Genomic DNA, 18,683 nt, shown 5'->3' on the forward strand with positions numbered 1-18,683 from the left:
GGTGAGCAGAAATATTAATAAATTCTTACAAAATCCCTACAAAAATCCTAAAAGGAGCACCTATGACCGTTATGGAACATACAAAGGCTGCATCAATTGATCTAACCAAACATGGTCTTCGCAACGTAAAAGAGGTTGTGCGCAACCCAAGTTACGAAACATTGTTCGCAGAAGAGACTCGTGCTGATCTCGAAGGCTACGAAAAAGGCGTAGTGACCGAGCTTGGCGCAGTCGCTGTAGACACAGGTATCTTCACTGGCCGCTCACCAAAAGATAAATACATTGTGAAGGATGCCACCACCGAAGAACACATGTGGTGGACCACTGATGCTGTTAAAAACGACAACAAGCCCATCACTCAAGCCGTATGGAACGATCTAAAGCAGCTCGTCACCAACCAGCTTTCTGGTAAGCGCGTTTTTGTGATTGATGGCTATTGTGGTGCCAACCCTGATACCCGTCTTAGCATCCGTGTGATCACCGAAGTGGCATGGCAAGCGCATTTCGTTAAGAACATGTTCATTCGTCCAACCGAAGAAGAGTTGGCCAGCTTTGAACCTGATTTCGTGGTGATGAATGGCGCGAAGTGTACCAACCAGAAGTGGCAAGAGCACGGTCTGAACTCTGAAAACTTCACGGTATTTAACTTAACAGAACGCATGCAGTTGATCGGCGGTACTTGGTACGGCGGTGAGATGAAGAAAGGCATGTTCGCGATGATGAACTACTTCCTTCCTCTCAAAGGTATCGCGTCGATGCACTGTTCAGCCAACATGGGCAAAGAAGGCGATGTGGCGATCTTCTTCGGTCTTTCTGGTACGGGTAAAACGACGCTGTCGACCGATCCAAAACGCGCACTGATCGGCGATGATGAGCACGGCTGGGATGACGATGGTGTGTTTAACTTCGAAGGTGGTTGTTACGCAAAAACCATCAAACTGTCGAAAGAAGCTGAGCCTGACATCTACAATGCGATTCGTCGTGACGCGCTACTTGAAAACGTGACCGTTCGTAACGACGGTTCAATCAACTTCGACGATGGTTCAAAAACCGAAAATACTCGCGTTTCTTATCCAATTCATCATATTGAAAACATCGTTAAGCCAGTATCAAAAGGCGGTCATGCCAACAAAGTGATCTTCCTTTCTGCGGATGCGTTTGGCGTGCTACCTCCAGTGTCTAAGTTGACGCCAGAGCAAACCAAATACCACTTCCTATCTGGCTTTACCGCGAAACTAGCGGGTACTGAACGTGGCATCACCGAACCAACACCAACCTTCTCTGCGTGTTTTGGTGCTGCGTTCCTGACGCTTCACCCAACCAAGTACGCTGAAGTACTGGTAAAACGTATGGAAGAAGCAGGCGCGGAAGCCTACCTCGTCAATACCGGTTGGAACGGCAGCGGCAAACGTATCTCAATCCAAGATACGCGCGGTATTATCGATGCGATCCTAGATGGCTCAATTGAACAAGCACCAACTAAACACGTGCCTATCTTCAATCTAGAAGTACCTACATCACTTCCTGGTGTGGATCCAACCATTCTTGATCCACGCGACACCTATGTAGACCCACTTCAATGGGAAAGCAAAGCACAAGATCTTGCTCAGCGCTTTATCAATAACTTTGCCAAGTACACCGATAACGCAGAAGGCCAGGCATTGGTTGCAGCAGGCCCACAGCTCGATTAGTGACCTAGCTACGAAAAGCAAACTTAAGCCCCTCTCCTGAGGGGCTTTTTTATTGAATCACCATAGAAATTAAGCCAAGCTTATCTGCACTTATTTGCAAACCATAGTGATCAGTAGGCAGGGATGAAAAAAGCACTAGTCAGTGTCGCGCTTTTGTTGGTTGTCGTCGCATTAATACCCATCAGCATTCTTATCAGCTTGCAAACCCGTTATGCCAGTCAAGTGTTTAACCACCTAAGCCAGCTTTCTTCGTTGGGCATGCAGGTCGAATCTGTTCACTACCAATATCCCCATCACTTTTCTTTTAAGAATGTCTCTTTTGACGACAGCGAGATTAATTACGTTGAACAGCTCGATGTTTGGATTGCGCCAGAATGGTATGCCGATGGTCGATGGCAAATAGCCAGTGTGCTGCTCGATGGTTTAAGCCTGCAAAACGGCTTAACTTCATCGTTGTCAGCACGGCTACCAAATGCAATTCATATCCATCAAATAGCGATCTCCAATCTCGATTATGCCGACAGCGCCTTCAGCGCGAGGGGGATGAAACTGCAGGTCAAACAGCCAATTTGGCAAAATGACGAGCAACGTATCCCTTTTGGTGAAATCCAATTTTCCGCACAACAGCTCTATTGGCAAGGTGAAGCCTTTAACCAACTGCTGGTTGATATTGACTATAAACCCCAGGACAGCACCGTTTATGGCCTCTCATTGGTTTGGCGCGGCGCCAAAGTCTCTGGCCAAGCGGAGCAATACCCGCAAGGTTGGTCATTGGTCAATGTTACCCTAGAAGGATTGACACTCACCGAGCAACAAGTCACCTCTATTTTGGCCAAGCCATGGCAAAGCCTTGGCATGAAGGTGAACCATATCAATAGCCTAGATATCTTACGCAGTTCACTGGCGATTGAGGGGTATCAATTGGTCAATTTTGAGTTGAGCAGTGAAAACCTCACTCTGCCTTTTGAACCTTGGCAACAGCAGCAAGGTCTGCTGTCCTTTTCGGCAGAAAGTGTTCAAGCGCCCAACAATATTTGGGTGGAACCGCGAGTAAAACTACAGCTCGATCCAAACGCGATTCAAGTAAAAGAGGCTTCTGCCCAATGGCAGCAAGGCAACGTGCTCTTTGCTGGCTTGCTTACACCAGACAGCATTCAACTGGAACAACTGCTGGTGAACAATGTGAAGTGGGCAGCCGAGCAACCGGGAGAAGAGGCATGGATACGACAACTGTTCGCTCAAACACCGAATGTTCGTATTGATAAACTCAGCATTGAACGCAGTCAGTTTATTCAGTTAATCAGCCAGCCCTATTGGCAGCTTTCTGGACTCAATATCGATGGCGAACAATTACTCTTAAAGCAAAATCATCAGGCAGGATTGTGGCAAGGTAAGTTGCGAGCAACGGCTGTGAATGCCAGCTACAAAGACATTCTAACCAGCCACCCATTGATTGAAATGCACAGCGAAAATGGCCTGTGGCAGCTTGAACGTCTGTTTGCGCCGCTCAAGCAAGGTTATGTCGAAGCATATGGGCAACTGCAGTTGGATAGCTTGAGCAAACCCTGGCAAGCCAACTTAAATGCGGATGGCCTGCCTATTGGATTGTTACTCTCTCAACTCCCTTTGCCTTTTGAACTCAACGCCATCAGCAGCCTTGATGTCAGCGCGAAAGGGCTAGGTGGTGATTGGGCAATGTTTTCCCATTCGCTCACCGGTGGCATTCATGCTCGCCTGCACGAAGTCTACACGCCATTTGATGAAGGGAGCATCCTGCCGCTGCAAGTTTCGGAAATCAGTCTGAGCATGGAGAGAGGCAAACTCACCCTCGACCCCGTCAAACTGCAAGGCCCCGATATCGAGGGCACATTTGGTGGTGCGAGCGATCTTACAGCGCCGGAACAAGGCGGCATTCACTATCAGATGAAAATGGGTTGCCAACAATGGAGTGGCGATATGATGTCAGACGAACATCAACGCGTAAATCAATGTCCAGAGCAAAGCCAAGCGACACAGGAGACTCCACCAGCCAAAACAGAAGAGGCCGCAAACGCGGCCTCTTAATGCACTCAAATAGCCATTACGCCTATTGCTGTCGCATCTGCTTTTTGTAGTTTGGCAGCAGCATGTAGGTACCGGTAAACTCCACCGCAGCCACATCACCGCTGTAAATGGTCACCAAGATAACAATGCGTGCTTTTCGTCCATTGGCAAGGCGATCTAAATCGCCACTGATCCCATCGAGCGAGGTGCTCGCAATCGGGGTTTTATCCACGGGATGACGATAACGAATGTTGCTGTCCGCCAGCACGATATCGCCTTTCAAACCGCGCTCTTTGAGTAACAGCCACGCCATCCCCCACCCCGTAAGCGTCGCCAAGGTAAAGGCTGAACCCGCAAACAAGGTGTTGTGGGGATTGAGATTGGGATTGAGCTGCGCACAGCACTCAAATTGATAACCGGTGTATTGGTTAATTTTGATGCCCATTTTGTCAGCGATAGGGATTTGCTTTTCCCAACGGTCTTGCAGCTCGGTGCACCATTCTGGTTTGCGCAGCACATTCGCCATCGGATCAAGCGGTTTGACCATTTGTTGGTGACGCACTGGCCCACGCTCATCGGTCAGTTCACCGCGGCGTTCAAAACCATTTTTCTCATAAAATGAAATCGCATCTTCGCGCGCATTACACACCAAGCGTTTTGCCCCTTCTTGGCGCGCTAGCGACTCTAACGCCACCAGCACTAACGAACCCATGCCTTTGCTGCGGCGATTGCCTTTAACCGCCATATAACGAATTTGCCCTTCATTATCCGGCGTGATGTAAAGGCGGCCAATCGCAATCGGACGACCTCGGCCATCCACAATCATGCGATGATGGCTCATCGGATCGTATTCATCGCGCTCAGAGCCTATCGGCATGCGCCAAGGTTCGCGCAGCATTTGCCAACGGAAGTGGAAATACTTGTTCAGTTGATTGTCCGTTTCTGGGGTGATCAGTTTAAACATAAAATTCCTTTTCCATGCATTATTCGCCCGTTTTTGGGGTCACTATACCTGTAACCAAAACGTCACTGGGCCATCGTTAATTAACGAGACTTTCATATCCGCAGCAAATCGTCCACGCTCCGTTGGTAGCACTTGCTGACACAAATCGGAGAAATAGTCGTATAAACGCTCGGCATCAGCAGGATGTGCACCACGAGAAAAACCAGCACGCGTGCCTTTTTTGGTATCGGCAGGCAAAGTAAATTGCGAAACCACCAACACCTTACCGTCCACTTGCTGCACATTGAGGTTCATTTTTCCTTCGCTGTCTTCAAACACGCGGTAGGTCGTGACTCTCTCCATCAAACGCTTTGCTTTGGCCTCATCGTCGTCTTTTTCTACGCCGAGCAACACCAAAAGGCCTTGGTCGATCTGACCAACCACTTCACCATCGACGCGTACAGCCGCTTCACTAACTCTCTGAATCAAAGCGATCACGTTGAGTATCCTTTTCTAATTCTGTGTCATTATCTGGCAGCGATTGTATCACGTCCTCAGCTGGCCTCCAGTGCTCCCGCTCACCGAGTGCAGCGGTGACTTCAGCACCGATTAAAACGATCAACCAACAGAGATACACCCAAACAAAAAGAATCGGAATGGCGGCTAAAGCGCCATAAATCAATTGATACGACGGAAACTGTGTGATGTACGCGGCAAAGCCTTTTTTACTAAGCTCAAACAACACCGCCGCAATCATGGCACCAACGACGGCATGAGAAAACTGCACCTTCTTATTCGGCACCAACAAATAAAGACCAACGAAGGCAGAAGAAGAGAGGATAAATGGCAGCCAACGCAGCAACTGATCGTAGACTGTCGAGATCGCTTCACTATCGAGTAAACGCAGTGAGGTGATGTAAGAGGTGGCCGCAATACTGGCTCCGACCAAAATCGGCCCAAGCGTCAACACCATCCAATACATCGAAAACGAGAACACCGCACGACGCTTCTTCTTCACTCTCCAAATATAGTTGAGATTCTTGTCGATGTTGGAAATCAGCATCAACGCCGCCACAAACAGAAACGCCGCACCCACCGCCGTCATTTTGCCTGTATTGGCGATAAACTCTTGCAATGCCGCATGAACAGCGTCTCCCGATGCGGGTACAAAGTTTTGGATGATAAAGCTCTGCAATACCCCGCCCACATCCTCGAACACAGCAAACTTTGACAAGATCGACAGCAACACCGTCAGCATCGGCACTATGGAAAGCAAGGTAATGTAAGCCAAATAGCCAGCATTCACATTGACGCGGTCATGATTCATGCGTGTTATCAAATAACGGACGAAAGCCACACACGTTTGGGCTCTCTGCGGCAATCTCAACTTGTCTCTGCCAAATAACTGGTTCATAGTCCTAACCATACGTAACTTAAATAGATCATTGAGAAATAAGCATGCCTTATTTAATCACCATACTACTAACGATTTTTGCACTGACTGGTTGTCAGTCCGCATACTACTCTGCAATGGAAAAAGTGGGTTACCACAAACGTGAGATCATGGTCGACCGAGTCGAAGACGCCAAAGAATCTCAGCAAGAGGCCCAACAAGAGTTTACCAGCGCCTTGCAGGCTTTATCCAGCCTAACCCAATTTAATGGCGGTGAGTTGGAAGAGGTGTATAACCAAATCAACGACCAATACCAAGAGAGTGAAAAAGCCGCGCAGGAAGTACGCGATCGCATTGCAGCGATTGAAGATGTCTCGGATGCCTTGTTCGATGAATGGCAACAAGAGCTCGCACTTTACACCAATGCCAAGCTGCGCCGTTCCAGTGAACAGAAGCTCAAGGAGACCAAAGCCTCTTACCAACAGATGCTCAAAGCGATGAAACGAGCGGAGCAAAAAATGACACCAGTGCTCAATACGCTGCGCGACAATACTTTGTATTTGAAACACAATCTCAACGCCAGCGCCGTTGGGTCATTGCAAGGCGAGTTCATGAGCTTGGAAAAAGAGATCGCCAACGCCATCTCACAAATGAATGCTGCAATAGCCGAATCCGACAAGTTCTTGCAAAAACTCAACCAGCAGTAAACCTCTCAAACCTCTCGCTTGCGGGAGGTTTTTTATTGTGCCTCGCGAGGGTCTTTTCACCTTACATGCTGCAGAATAAACGCCACCCGCTCAGCCACACTTCCCCACGGCACTTCCACCACTTGATAACCTAGCTCACGGTAGCCTTCCACCAACAATTGATGAATTTGCAACGCTTCGACAAACGTGTGCGGCCGCACTTCGTCTTGGACATAAATGGACGATTCTGGCTTGCAGACGAACACTTTGGCGTAATAGCCTTGGCTGGCCTGATGCAACGCGATGGGCACCTCACAGTGCCCCATTTTGAGATAGGCGATGATATCGGGAATGGCGCGGTCGAAAAACGCGACGGTGGCACCACTGGCTTGGCGCTTTTGCTCACTCATCAACGCCAAACACAACTCAGCGAACGCGGGAAGATTGGTCCAAGGCAAAATGCCGTCAGCGCGTACACTTTGCTCCTCGATCAATGTGCGAGAGCCTTCCGCAAAAGTCATGTAACCCTGCGCCGACAGCGCATTAATTAACGTGGTTTTACCCGCTCCGGGGCCACCACTGATGATCACCAAATCCATGTTTTGCTCCTAAATAAACAAAAACCCTGAGTCGTTGCCAACTCAGGGTTTCCCATTTAATTAACCGAAAGCGTAATTACTTCGCTTCGCGAGAAGCACGTTTACGATCACTTTCCGTTAGGAATTTCTTACGGATACGGATGTTTTCCGGTGTAACTTCTACTAGCTCGTCGTCATCGATGAACTCTAGTGCTTGCTCTAGGGTCATCACGATTGGTGGAGTCAGAACCTGTGCGTCATCCGTCCCCGAAGCACGAACGTTGGTTAGCTGCTTACCTTTCAGTGCGTTTACGGTTAGGTCGTTGTCACGGCTGTGAATACCGATAACCATACCTTCGTACACTTCCACACCGTGACCGATGAAGAGACGACCACGTTCTTGCAGGTTAAATAGCGCGTTAGTCAGCGCTTTACCCGCAGCGTTCGCAATCAATACACCGTTGATACGTTGACCGATGTTACCGCCTTTGTGTGGGCCGTAGTGATCAAACGTATGGTAAAGAAGACCTGAACCCGACGTCAGTGTCATGAACTCAGTTTGGAAACCGATCAGACCACGAGATGGCATCATAAAGTCCAAACGAACACGGCCTTTACCATCTGGAGACATGTCTTTCAGTTCGCCTTTACGCATACCGATCTTCTCCATAATGCCACCTTGGTGTTCTTCTTGAACGTCGATGGTTACGGTTTCGAACGGTTCCATTAGCTGACCGTTTTCTTCTTTCAGGATTACTTCTGGACGAGATACTGCAAGCTCAAAGCCTTCACGACGCATGTTCTCGATCAGGATAGAGAGGTGAAGCTCGCCACGGCCTGAAACGCGGAATTTGTCTGGATCTTCAGTTTGCTCTACACGTAGTGCTACGTTGTGAACCAATTCCTTCTCAAGACGCTCAAGAATGTTACGTGAAGTCACGTACTTACCTTCAAGACCCGCAAACGGAGAGGTGTTTACTTGGAACGTCATGGTGACGGTAGGCTCATCCACAGACAACGGCTTAAGCGCTTCCACTTTGTTCACATCACAGATAGTGTCTGAAATTTTTAGCTCGCCAAGGCCAGTAATCGCAATGATGTCGCCCGCGGTTGCTTGATCAACTTCGTGGCGCTCAAGACCCATGTAACCCAGTACCGTGCCCACTTTGCCGTTACGCGTTTTACCATCTGCACCAATAATGGTTACTTGCTGGTTCGCTTTCACTTTACCACGAGTCACACGGCCAACACCGATAACACCCACGTATGAGCTGTAATCAAGCTGAGAAATTTGCATTTGTAGTGGACCATCAAGGTCAACATTTGGCGCATCAACCACATCAACGATCGTTTGGAACAGTGGTTCCATATTCTCGCCAGTTTCGCCTTCTTCAAGCGTTGCCCAGCCGTTTAGTGCCGAAGCATAAACCACTTTGAAATCGAGCTGTTCGTCAGTTGCACCTAGGTTGTCGAAGAGGTCGAACACTTGGTCCATAACCCAATCAGGACGCGCGCCTGGACGGTCGATCTTGTTGATTACAACGATAGGCTTAAGGCCGTGAGCAAACGCTTTTTGCGTTACAAAGCGCGTTTGTGGCATTGGGCCATCCACTGCATCAACGATAAGCAGTACGCAGTCTACCATCGACATAATACGTTCAACTTCGCCACCGAAGTCCGCGTGTCCAGGGGTATCTACGATATTGATACGGTAGTCATTCCAACGAATAGCGGTGTTTTTCGCCAAAATGGTAATGCCACGCTCTTTTTCGATGTCGTTCGAGTCCATGACTCGCTCTTCTACATCGCCGCGAGATTGTATAGTGCCCGATTGCTGCAGCAATTTATCAACCAGTGTGGTTTTACCGTGGTCAACGTGTGCGATGATCGCGATATTTCTTAATTTATCAATCTGTGGAGTCGTCATGGATTCTGATTCACTTGTTTAGACAATATTATTCAAGCCGTTCACTTTTTGAACAAGTCAGGCTTGATTAAAAAAACGGCCATAATGTACCAGATTTTGATAAAAAACCCAGAAATATGTGATCTATTCGTAAGTATTTTTGCTTGATTAACGCTATTTGGCCTTTTTAAAGAGTGGCAATTTTTCGACCAAGCTCACTCCACAGCCCATTTATGCATAGATGAGCACACATTGGTTGACAAAAGCGTCAAACAGGGGCGAAATGGATCGCGATTCTGATTCACAATGGTGCAACCGACAAAGGATTGCACCAAACTGATGCAATAAAGGATCATTTTGGTGCAAACATGGATACCCCGCACCAACAATGCGATGCAAGTGATTGATTAACATAGGTTAAAAAAACTGGCACACTTTTAGCTTTGTATGAATCAGCATCGATTAATAAGAATGAAATGAAATTAATCAATGCTGGATTCCAAATCGAATCTGACTATTACCGCTTTAATAACACTGGAGGTTATCCAAGATGTCAGTAGAAAACGTTCTATCGCTTATCCAAGAAAACGAAGTTAAGTTTGTTGACCTGCGTTTTACCGATACTAAAGGTAAAGAGCAGCACATCTCTATTCCTTCTCACCAAATCGATGCTGACTTCTTCGAAGACGGTAAAATGTTCGATGGTTCATCAGTTGCTGGCTGGAAAGGCATTAACGAATCAGACATGGTGATGATGCCTGACGCATCTTCAGCTGTTCTAGACCCATTTACTGAAGAAGCAACGCTAAACATCCGTTGTGACATCCTAGAACCAGGCACAATGCAAGGTTACGATCGTGACCCACGCTCTATCGCAAAACGTGCTGAAGAGTACATGCGTTCTACTGGCCTAGCAGACACCGTTCTTGTTGGTCCAGAGCCAGAGTTTTTCTTGTTTGACGATGTGAAATTCGCAACTGACATGTCGGGTTCATTCTTCAAGATCGACGACGTAGAAGCGGCATGGAACACAGGTTCTGACTACGAAAACGGTAACAAAGGTCACCGTCCAGGTGTGAAGGGTGGTTACTTCCCTGTAGCTCCAGTGGATTCTTCACAAGACCTACGTTCTGCAATGTGTCTTGTAATGGAAGAGATGGGCCTTGTTGTTGAAGCGCACCACCACGAAGTGGCAACAGCAGGTCAGAACGAAATCGCAACTCGCTTTAACACTCTAACGATTAAAGCGGACGAGATCCAAATCTACAAGTACGTGGTACACAACGTTGCACACGCATTTGGCAAAACAGCAACCTTTATGCCTAAGCCACTTGTCGGCGACAACGGTTCTGGTATGCACGTTCACCAATCGTTAGCCAAAGATGGCGTGAACCTGTTTGCTGGTGACAAGTACGGCGGTCTATCTGAAATGGCGCTTTACTACATCGGCGGTATCATCAAGCACGCACGTGCGCTGAACGCGATCACTAACCCAGCGACGAACTCGTACAAGCGTCTGGTTCCTCACTACGAAGCACCAGTAATGCTGGCTTACTCTGCGCGTAACCGTTCTGCGTCTATCCGTATCCCAGTGGTACCAAGCCCGAAAGCGCGTCGTATCGAAGTTCGCTTCCCAGATCCAGCAGCAAACCCATACCTAGCGTTTGCAGCTATGTTGATGGCTGGTCTTGACGGTATCAAGAACAAGATCCACCCAGGCGAAGCAATGGACAAAGATCTGTACGATCTACCAGCAGAAGAAGCGGCTGAGATTCCAAAAGTAGCGGAATCGCTAAAACAAGCGCTAGAGTGCCTAGACAATGACCGTGAGTTCCTAACTGCAGGTGGCGTATTCTCTGATGATTTCATCGATTCTTACATCGAGCTGAAAACAAAAGAAGTTGAGCGCGTAAACGTGGCGGTTCACCCACTAGAGTTCGAACTATACTACTCAGTATAATTTGTCCACTATGTAGACAGTGCAACTTTAGTTGCATCCATTTTAAGGCTCGCCTCACAGGCGAGCCTTTCTTTTATTTGCTAAATACTCACTGAGTAATAACATAACCTTGCTATAACAAAAACGATATCGAAGCCCTGTTTTTCATAGAGGTTTCGTCTTAATTAACGTGAACTTGCATCTCTTAGGAGGTGAAACATGAAACTACTTTTTGCTCTATGCCTCTCACTCTTAACGTCGTTTGTTGCCGCTCAAACGGTATACACATGGGTCGATGAGAATGGCGTGCTCCACATTAGTGACACGCCCAACAACGGTGCAAAGTCCGTAGTACTACCGGATCTTGATGGCACCGCCCCCCCTCCTCAAGTGGAATCGACCCAATCGTTGGCCAAACCAAACCAAGCAGTCAAAGAACAAGAGCAACCAATCAAGAAAGAGGAGGCTCAAGCCCTTTCTCTCTCACTTCGCTCACCAACCCACGATGCAACCATTCGCAGCAATCAAGGGTTAATCACGATTCAAGTGCAGACCAACCGTAAGCTGGATATTGGTGAGCAGCTGCAACTGATGTTTGACGGAAATCGCTATGGTGCCCCTCAGACCTCGACGTTGTGGCAGCTCAAAAACATCGATCGCGGTACTCACGTCATTGCCGTACAAGCCTTTCGAAGCGGCAAGCTTATTGCATCTACTAGCCCTATATCAGTGCATCTTCATCGCACTAAGATAAAATAGCGGTTTACAAGCAATATTAAGTAGCTGATAGACGGAAATTCTCCTTTCTCTTGTCTTTGTAATCCGCCATACTGAATTCATTTGCACCAATTTAGTGCAATGCACCAGAAGATAACAAAAACAAGGATGTGAAGGTGAATTCCGCTCTCTCAAATACCATTCTCAACAATATGGTGACGGCAACGCTTATCTTAGATGATGAGCTGCAAATACATCATGCCAATCCCGCGGCCGAACAGCTGTTTTCACAGAGCGCCAAACGGATTGTGCATCATCCTTTATCGCAGTTGATTCAGCATGCATCGCTCGATCTCGCCCTGCTTTCACAGCCATTACAAAGCGGACAAAGCATTACCGACAGTGACGTCACTTTCGTGGTGGATGGCAAACCTTTGTTGCTGGAGGTGACGGTCAGTCCGATTTCTATCGAAAGAGAGTTGATGCTCTTGATGGAAATGCGCAAAGTTGACCAACAACGTCGCATCACTCAAGAAATGAACCAGCACGCGCAACAGCAAGCGGCAAAGCTGTTGGTTCGTGGATTGGCGCATGAAATAAAAAACCCGTTGGGTGGGTTACGAGGTGCAGCACAGCTATTGGAAAAAATGCTGCCGGATCCCTCATTGACGGAATACACCCAGATCATTATTGAGCAGGCTGATCGCCTACGCGCGCTCGTAGACCGTTTACTCGGTCCACAAAAACCCGGTAAAAAACAACAAACCAATCTCCACCAAGTGCTCGAAAAAGTACGCCAATTGGTTGAGCTCGAATCGCAGAAAACACTGGTGATTGAACGAGACTACGACCCAAGCTTGCCCGACATCTACATCGATACCGATCAAATTGAACAAGCGATGCTCAATATCGTCAGCAACGCTTCACAAATTTTGGCTCACCAAGAGGATGGTAAAATCTCCATTCGCACCAGAACGGTGCACCAAGCCAATATTCACGGTCAGCGCTGCAAAGTCGCTGCAAGAATAGAAATCATCGATAACGGTCCCGGCATCCCAGTTGAACTACAAGATACTTTATTTTATCCCATGGTCAGTGGCCGCGATGGAGGAACAGGGTTGGGACTCTCCATTTCGCAAAACCTGATCGATCAGCACAACGGAAAAATTGATGTTGAAAGCTGGCCGGGGCACACCAATTTTACGATTTATTTGCCAATTTAACGCTGCAAGGAATAGAACATGAGTAGAGGCTATGCTTGGGTTGTCGACGACGACAGTTCGATTCGCTGGGTAATGGAAAAGACATTATCTTCTGCCAACATCAAATGTGAAACCTATGCCAATGGTGAAAGTGTGTTGATGGCATTAGAACGTGAAGTGCCTGACGTCTTGGTTTCTGATATTCGCATGCCTGGCATTGATGGGATCGAACTATTAAAACAAGTGCATGAGAAGTGTCCGAACTTGCCCGTCATCATCATGACGGCACATTCGGATCTGGATGCGGCGGTTAACGCTTACCAAAAAGGGGCATTTGAGTACCTGCCCAAACCCTTTGATATCGATGAAACGCTCATGCTGGTTGAGCGTGCGATTGCTCACGGACAAGAGCAAAAACGTGAACAAATGGCCTCTAGTCAAACACACGCAGCGCACACTCCGGAAATCATCGGCGAAGCGCCAGCGATGCAAGAGGTTTTCCGCGCAATTGGCCGCCTTTCACGCTCTTCCATTTCGGTATTGATTAATGGCGAATCTGGGACCGGCAAAGAGCTGGTTGCCCACGCTTTGCACCGCCACAGTCCTCGTTCAAGCAAACCCTTTATTGCATTGAACATGGCAGCAATACCGAAAGATCTGATTGAATCTGAACTGTTTGGCCATGAAAAAGGCGCGTTTACTGGCGCAAACTCGGTACGCCAAGGTCGTTTCGAACAAGCCAATGGCGGTACCCTTTTCCTTGACGAGATTGGTGACATGCCACTCGACATCCAGACGCGACTTCTTCGTGTTCTGGCAGACGGCCAGTTTTATCGTGTTGGTGGCCACTCTCCGATAAAGGTCGATGTGAGAATCGTCGCGGCGACCCATCAAAACCTCGAACGTTTGGTGCAACAAGGCAAATTTCGTGAAGACCTTTTTCACCGCCTCAACGTCATTCGCGTGCAGATCCCAGCCCTTCGCGAACGTAAGCAAGATATCGAAAAACTGACCCAGCACTTCTTGCTGCGAGCCGCAGAAGAGCTCGGTGTAGAAGCCAAAACGTTACACAGCAGCACGGTAGAGATACTCAACCGCCTCAGTTGGCCAGGCAACGTTCGCCAACTCGAAAACATTTGCCGTTGGTTGACCGTGATGGCTAGTGGTAGCGAAGTTTTGCCCAACGATTTGCCGAGCGAGTTGGTAAACGAGAAACGCATGGTGGAGGAATCCAATCCCAGCGGAACTTGGCAAGAAACGCTGTCGGTTTGGGCAGAAAACGCCCTTGAGTCGGGAGAAAAAGAACTTCTGGCTTATGCACTTCCTCAATTCGAACGTATACTATTAGAAGCAGCACTGAGGCACACCAATGGACATAAACAAGATGCCGCCAAAGTGCTAGGTTGGGGACGCAATACGCTCACACGCAAGCTCAAAGAACTGTACTGATTCTTTACAGCACGTCACTTAAATATCAGAGCGCGTCTCTCCTTATTGGCTCAAAAGAACTCAAGGATTGACGCATTCTCTATGTACGAGCTCGAAGAAAAACGCAGCATCTCATTAAAAACCGCGGTTATCGCTCCATTTGTGGTGATATTCCTGCTTTCCATAAGCTTAGTGATTCTGGTTCAGCGCAACAGTTATGAACATGCCGTGCTCGACCTCAGCGAAAAACAGCTTTCCTCATTAACGGAAAATGTACGCAACAATCTTACTGAGTATTTAGGCGCTCCCTTTGATGCTGGGTTGGCAATGGCCCATACCATCAGCTATAACCACCTTTACCAAGCGGATGACACCTCAAAGCTGCAAGGCTATTTTCTCAATGCTTTTCAAACCCTGTACGCCGATATTCCACAACTTGATGTGATTGGCTTTGGTTCGGAAGCCGCCGACTATATCGGTTTTCGCAAAGAGAACGATGGCTCTCATACCTTGATGATTCAAGATGATCGCACCGATAGCAAGCTGGTGATTTATCGCGGCGAACATATCAGCAATGATATTGTTTCGGTTATTCCCAATTACGATCCTCGCATCCGCCCTTGGTATGCACCTGTCGCCAAAGAACGAAAAGTGATGTGGTCTTCAATCTACGCCAATGCAGATGAACGCCAAGAGATCACCCTATCCGCTCTATCTCCTGTTTATGATACTGAACAGTTTGTCGGCGTGATGGTGACGGATATTCGCATCAATACCTTTAACGCTTTTCTTAGTCAGTTACGTGAAAAAACCAAAGCGAAGGTTTACATCATGGACAGTGAACAACGCTTGGTTGCCCATTCGGGACAAGGTAGCGTCGTCTCTTGGGGGACAGAATGGTCTAAGAAAGGCGAACGCCTACTGGCAGTAGAAAGCGCAGACCCAATCATCAAGTTGCACGCTGAGCGCGTAAAACAAGATAACCTGATGGCGCATCCAACATCGCGTCCATTCGAGTTGAAAACCAAGAATGAGCGATACTTTAGTTTGCTCTCACCTTACACCGATGCCTATGGCCTCACTTGGTTCATTGGTATCGCCATTTCTGAATCAGAGCTTCTTGGCTCTCTACCCAAGTCGCAACAGCAAAGCTGGCTAATTGGCCTTCTGGTCAGCGCAATTGGCATGTCGTTTTGCTTAGTTATCTTTAGCCGTATTACCCGCCCCATTACTGCGACAGCAACAGCAGCGAAAAATCTCGCCAACGGCAATTGGGATAGCCATATGCCAAAACCTGGGCGTATTCATGAGACCAGTTTACTGGTGAACGCCTTTAACGATATGACCAACAATCTCAAAGCGTCGTTTAAAGCGCTGCAAAACCAATTGGTTTTCGATTCGTTAACCAAACTCTACAGTCGAGAAGGACTGATAGACATCAGCAAACGCCAAACCAGTGAGTCCGGCTGCTTGTTCATACTAGGTGTAGATCGATTCCGCGACATCAATGACAGCATGGGTCACTACAATGGTGATCAGCTGCTCATTAAGATCGCTGAACGCCTACAAACCATATTTGACGACAAATACTTATTGGCGCGAACCGGTGGTGATGAGTTCGCCATTTACGCCCCACACATCAAACAGTCAGAGGAAATGTCACTAGCCGTCAATCGCTTACAACAGCTTTTCGTTGCACCTTTTTACATGAATGAAGAAAGCGTGGTGATGAAGGTTTCCATCGGTATTGTCATCACAGATAACGACAACAACATGGCTCGTTGGTTACGCAACGGCAGCATAGCATTAAGCAATGCCAAACAAGATGTCGCGGGAATCAGCTACTATAGACCAGAGATGGCTGATGCATCAAAATTTCGCACCCAGATGCTGGCCAAGATTCAGGACGGCCTCGATAGCAATGAATTTGTTCCCTACTACCAGCCGATTATTGAGCTAAAAAGCGGCGAAGTGATCGGTGCAGAGGCCTTGGCACGTTGGCTTAGCAAGCAAGGCATAGTCTCCCCACTCGATTTTATTCCCATCGCGGAAGATAGCGGCATGATTCAAGAAATCGGCAAACGGATCTTACTGCAATCGTGCCGTGATTGTGCTCAAGCGATAGCTCAAGGCCGTTGGCGGAAAGAGTTCCAATTGCATGTAAACATTTCCGTCAATCAGTTATCGCGAGAGGATTTTGTTAGTGAAGTTTCTCAAGTCTTAGCCGAAACGGGCTTGTCCGCCTCCAACTTAACACTGGAGATCACCGAGTCTCGCTTGGTCGAAAGCGCCCATTCCACCATGGATAACATGAACAAACTGCGGAAACTAGGTATAGCGATAGCCATTGATGATTTCGGTACTGGCTATTCTTCTTTGGCGTACTTACATTCATTGCCGTTTGACTGCCTCAAAATCGATCGCACCTTTGTTGAAAAACTTAACCGAGAAGGATTAAACAGCTCGGTAGTGGCCGCCGTGGTAAACATCACTCGCGGCTTTAACGTTAACGTTGTTGCAGAGGGAGTGGAAACGAGTGTGCAAGCAGAACTGTTGATGGAGCTAGGGTGCACACTCGCACAAGGTTATCTCTATAGCCGCCCGGTGCCATTTGATGAGTGGCCATCACTATAAGCACAAACCGTTAAGACACATTAAAAATGCCAGCGTTTTCGCTGGCATTTGTATTTAAAGAGACATCGATACTGTGTTTAGATCACGCGAGAAAACTGCTGTTGACGCGCTTTGGCTCGCAAGTACTTATCAAAGCACATACAGATATTGCGAATGAGCAAACGGCCACGAAGTGTCACGCGGATCGCTTGTTCATCCACTTCCACCAGCGCATCGTCAATAAAGGTCTGTAGTAATTGTAAGTCTTCTTTAAAGTAATGATTGAACGTCACCGCGAACTGCTTCTCAATCGCCACTTTGTCGAGCTTGAAGTTACAGATAAGCTGCTTGATAACTTCTCGTCGTAGTAAGTCATCACTATCGAGTGCGACCCCTTTCCACAAAGCGTGGCGCAGTTCATTTACCTGTGCGTAATATTTCTTCAACTCTTTTTGGTTTTGCGCATAGGCATCACCAATCATGGAAATCGCCGAGACGCCAAAGCCAACCAAATCACATTCACCTTGTGTGGTATAGCCTTGGAAGTTGCGGTGCAAAATACCGTTGCGCTGCGCCACCGCCAACTCATCTTCAGGCAGAGCAAAGTGATCCATCCCAATGAACTGGTAGCCTGCATCGGTCAATGTCGCGATGGTGTTTTGCAGAATCGCCATTTTCTCTTCCGCTTTCGGCAAATCTTCATCTTTGATTTTGCGCTGCGCAGCAAAAAGCTGAGGCATGTGAGCGTAGTTAAACACCGACAATCGGCCTGGCTTCATGGTGAGGACTTGTTCCAGCGTTTTAGCGAAAGAGTCTCGATCTTGCTTAGGCAAACCGTAAATCAAGTCAAGGTTAGTCGAGCGGAAGCCGAGCTGCTTCGCACGCTCAACCATAGCGAAAATAAACGCTTCATCTTGCTCACGGTTAACCAGTTTCTGCACTTCTTTATTAAAGTCTTGCACACCGATACTCAGTCGGTTAAAGCCTTCTGCACGTAAGTGATCCAGCATTTCCAACGCGATTTCTCGTGGGTCTACTTCAATACTGATTTCCGCATCCGCAACAAAAGTAAACTCTTCACGCAGTAGCGTCATCAAACGCGTGATCTGTTTTGCGCTAAGAAACGTTGGCGTACCACCACCAAAATGCAGTTGCGTCACGTGACGTCCTTGCAGTAAAGACGCACGTTGGCGAATTTCATGCTCCAGCACATCCAAATACTCATCCGCTTTGTGCGAATGACGCGTGATCACTTTGTTGCAACCACAGTAGTAGCAAAGCTTGTGACAAAACGGGATATGAACGTAGAGAGAAAGCGGTCGCTCTGGGTATTGCGAGCAAGCCATATCGTAATCAGAAATGGTAAAAGCTTCATGAAACTCTAGAGCCGTTGGGTAAGACGTATAACGTGGACCTGAGTAGTTATATTTGTCCAATACCGCTTGGTCCCAAACAATTTGTTGGTTCGATTCAAGATTCTGATTCGACATGGTGGTACTTCCATAAAATGCTGTGGGGCGCTATTTTGCCACATCAACAAGACA

The 18,683-nt window shown here is 47.8% G+C and carries 13 protein-coding genes and 1 pseudogene; 8 read left to right on the forward strand and 6 right to left on the reverse strand.

Features of this window, described 5'->3' with window-relative positions; translation table 11 throughout:
- Positions 1-62: 62 nt before the first annotated feature.
- The gene (gene pckA / locus LZU85_RS15735; protein ID WP_176299399.1) at positions 63-1,691 is read left to right on the forward strand and encodes a phosphoenolpyruvate carboxykinase (ATP); all 1,629 of its coding nucleotides are present in this window, start codon (positions 63-65) and stop codon (positions 1,689-1,691) included.
- Between the two features lie 123 nt (positions 1,692-1,814).
- Entirely contained in the window at positions 1,815-3,755 is a 1,941-nt protein-coding gene (locus LZU85_RS15740; protein ID WP_237287648.1) for an AsmA family protein, read from the forward strand.
- A gap of 22 nt (positions 3,756-3,777) precedes the next feature.
- Here the strand turns inward: LZU85_RS15740 and LZU85_RS15745 are convergent, their stop codons facing one another.
- The 3 genes and pseudogenes from LZU85_RS15745 to LZU85_RS15755 all read right to left on the reverse strand — a co-directional run.
- Positions 3,778-4,698 carry a bifunctional GNAT family N-acetyltransferase/hotdog fold thioesterase gene (locus tag LZU85_RS15745; protein ID WP_237287650.1) on the reverse strand — a complete coding sequence of 307 codons (921 nt, stop codon included), beginning with the start codon at positions 4,696-4,698 and terminating at the stop codon, positions 3,778-3,780.
- A 42-nt stretch (positions 4,699-4,740) separates the two neighbouring features.
- The gene (gene dtd, locus LZU85_RS15750; RefSeq protein ID WP_060532775.1) at positions 4,741-5,175 is read right to left on the reverse strand and encodes a D-aminoacyl-tRNA deacylase; all 435 of its coding nucleotides are present in this window, start codon (positions 5,173-5,175) and stop codon (positions 4,741-4,743) included.
- 63 nt (positions 5,176-5,238) lie between these two features.
- Positions 5,239-6,004: pseudogene (locus LZU85_RS15755) on the reverse strand (virulence factor BrkB family protein); the annotation flags it as partial.
- 131 nt (positions 6,005-6,135) lie between these two features.
- On the opposite strand from LZU85_RS15755, the gene LZU85_RS15760 reads away from it, so the two are divergent.
- Positions 6,136-6,777, forward strand: coding sequence for a DUF2959 domain-containing protein (locus LZU85_RS15760; RefSeq protein WP_011078953.1), 642 nt, complete (start codon positions 6,136-6,138; stop codon positions 6,775-6,777).
- 56 nt (positions 6,778-6,833) lie between these two features.
- Here LZU85_RS15760 and LZU85_RS15765 read toward each other — a convergent pair whose 3' ends face one another.
- Both LZU85_RS15765 and typA read right to left on the reverse strand, forming a co-directional pair.
- Complete coding sequence (locus LZU85_RS15765) at positions 6,834-7,355, reverse strand: AAA family ATPase (RefSeq protein ID WP_237287653.1); 522 nt, start codon at positions 7,353-7,355, stop codon at positions 6,834-6,836.
- Positions 7,356-7,431: 76 nt separating this feature from the next.
- Positions 7,432-9,261, reverse strand: coding sequence for a translational GTPase TypA (gene typA / locus LZU85_RS15770; protein ID WP_176299404.1), 1,830 nt, complete (start codon positions 9,259-9,261; stop codon positions 7,432-7,434).
- 529 nt (positions 9,262-9,790) lie between these two features.
- Here typA and glnA point away from each other — a divergent pair.
- The 5 genes from glnA to gepA all read left to right on the forward strand — a co-directional run bounded on the left by glnA (position 9,791) and on the right by gepA (position 17,160).
- On the forward strand, positions 9,791-11,200 hold the full coding sequence (gene glnA / locus LZU85_RS15775; protein WP_237287654.1) for a glutamate--ammonia ligase: 1,410 nt from the start codon (positions 9,791-9,793) through the stop codon (positions 11,198-11,200).
- A 198-nt stretch (positions 11,201-11,398) separates the two neighbouring features.
- On the forward strand, positions 11,399-11,938 hold the full coding sequence (locus LZU85_RS15780) for a DUF4124 domain-containing protein (protein WP_237287655.1): 540 nt from the start codon (positions 11,399-11,401) through the stop codon (positions 11,936-11,938).
- 128 nt (positions 11,939-12,066) lie between these two features.
- Entirely contained in the window at positions 12,067-13,119 is a 1,053-nt protein-coding gene (gene glnL, locus LZU85_RS15785; protein ID WP_419795977.1) for a nitrogen regulation protein NR(II), read from the forward strand.
- 18 nt (positions 13,120-13,137) lie between these two features.
- Positions 13,138-14,547 carry a nitrogen regulation protein NR(I) gene (gene glnG, locus LZU85_RS15790; RefSeq protein ID WP_176299408.1) on the forward strand — a complete coding sequence of 470 codons (1,410 nt, stop codon included), beginning with the start codon at positions 13,138-13,140 and terminating at the stop codon, positions 14,545-14,547.
- An 81-nt stretch (positions 14,548-14,628) separates the two neighbouring features.
- Positions 14,629-17,160, forward strand: coding sequence for a phosphodiesterase GepA (gene gepA / locus LZU85_RS15795; RefSeq protein WP_237287657.1), 2,532 nt, complete (start codon positions 14,629-14,631; stop codon positions 17,158-17,160).
- Positions 17,161-17,237: 77 nt separating this feature from the next.
- On the opposite strand, the gene hemN is transcribed toward gepA, so the two are convergent.
- Positions 17,238-18,629 carry an oxygen-independent coproporphyrinogen III oxidase gene (hemN, locus tag LZU85_RS15800; protein ID WP_176299410.1) on the reverse strand — a complete coding sequence of 464 codons (1,392 nt, stop codon included), beginning with the start codon at positions 18,627-18,629 and terminating at the stop codon, positions 17,238-17,240.
- Positions 18,630-18,683: the final 54 nt, after the last annotated feature.

Source organism: Vibrio floridensis (assembly GCF_021852965.1).
In the GTDB taxonomy this organism is placed as follows: domain Bacteria; phylum Pseudomonadota; class Gammaproteobacteria; order Enterobacterales; family Vibrionaceae; genus Vibrio; species Vibrio floridensis.

Bases quoted from the DNA above. Each gene is read 5' to 3' on its own strand.
- pckA (WP_176299399.1), top strand. From the start codon at position 63: ATGACCGTTATGGAACATACAAAGGCTGCATCAATTGATCTAACCAAA.
- LZU85_RS15740 (WP_237287648.1), top strand. From the start codon at position 1,815: ATGAAAAAAGCACTAGTCAGTGTCGCGCTTTTGTTGGTTGTCGTCGCA.
- LZU85_RS15745 (WP_237287650.1), bottom strand. From the start codon at position 4,698: ATGTTTAAACTGATCACCCCAGAAACGGACAATCAACTGAACAAGTAT.
- LZU85_RS15760 (WP_011078953.1), top strand. From the start codon at position 6,136: ATGCCTTATTTAATCACCATACTACTAACGATTTTTGCACTGACTGGT.
- LZU85_RS15765 (WP_237287653.1), bottom strand. From the start codon at position 7,355: ATGGATTTGGTGATCATCAGTGGTGGCCCCGGAGCGGGTAAAACCACG.
- typA (WP_176299404.1), bottom strand. From the start codon at position 9,261: ATGACGACTCCACAGATTGATAAATTAAGAAATATCGCGATCATCGCA.
- glnA (WP_237287654.1), top strand. From the start codon at position 9,791: ATGTCAGTAGAAAACGTTCTATCGCTTATCCAAGAAAACGAAGTTAAG.
- LZU85_RS15780 (WP_237287655.1), top strand. From the start codon at position 11,399: ATGAAACTACTTTTTGCTCTATGCCTCTCACTCTTAACGTCGTTTGTT.
- glnG (WP_176299408.1), top strand. From the start codon at position 13,138: ATGAGTAGAGGCTATGCTTGGGTTGTCGACGACGACAGTTCGATTCGC.
- gepA (WP_237287657.1), top strand. From the start codon at position 14,629: ATGTACGAGCTCGAAGAAAAACGCAGCATCTCATTAAAAACCGCGGTT.
- hemN (WP_176299410.1), bottom strand. From the start codon at position 18,629: ATGTCGAATCAGAATCTTGAATCGAACCAACAAATTGTTTGGGACCAA.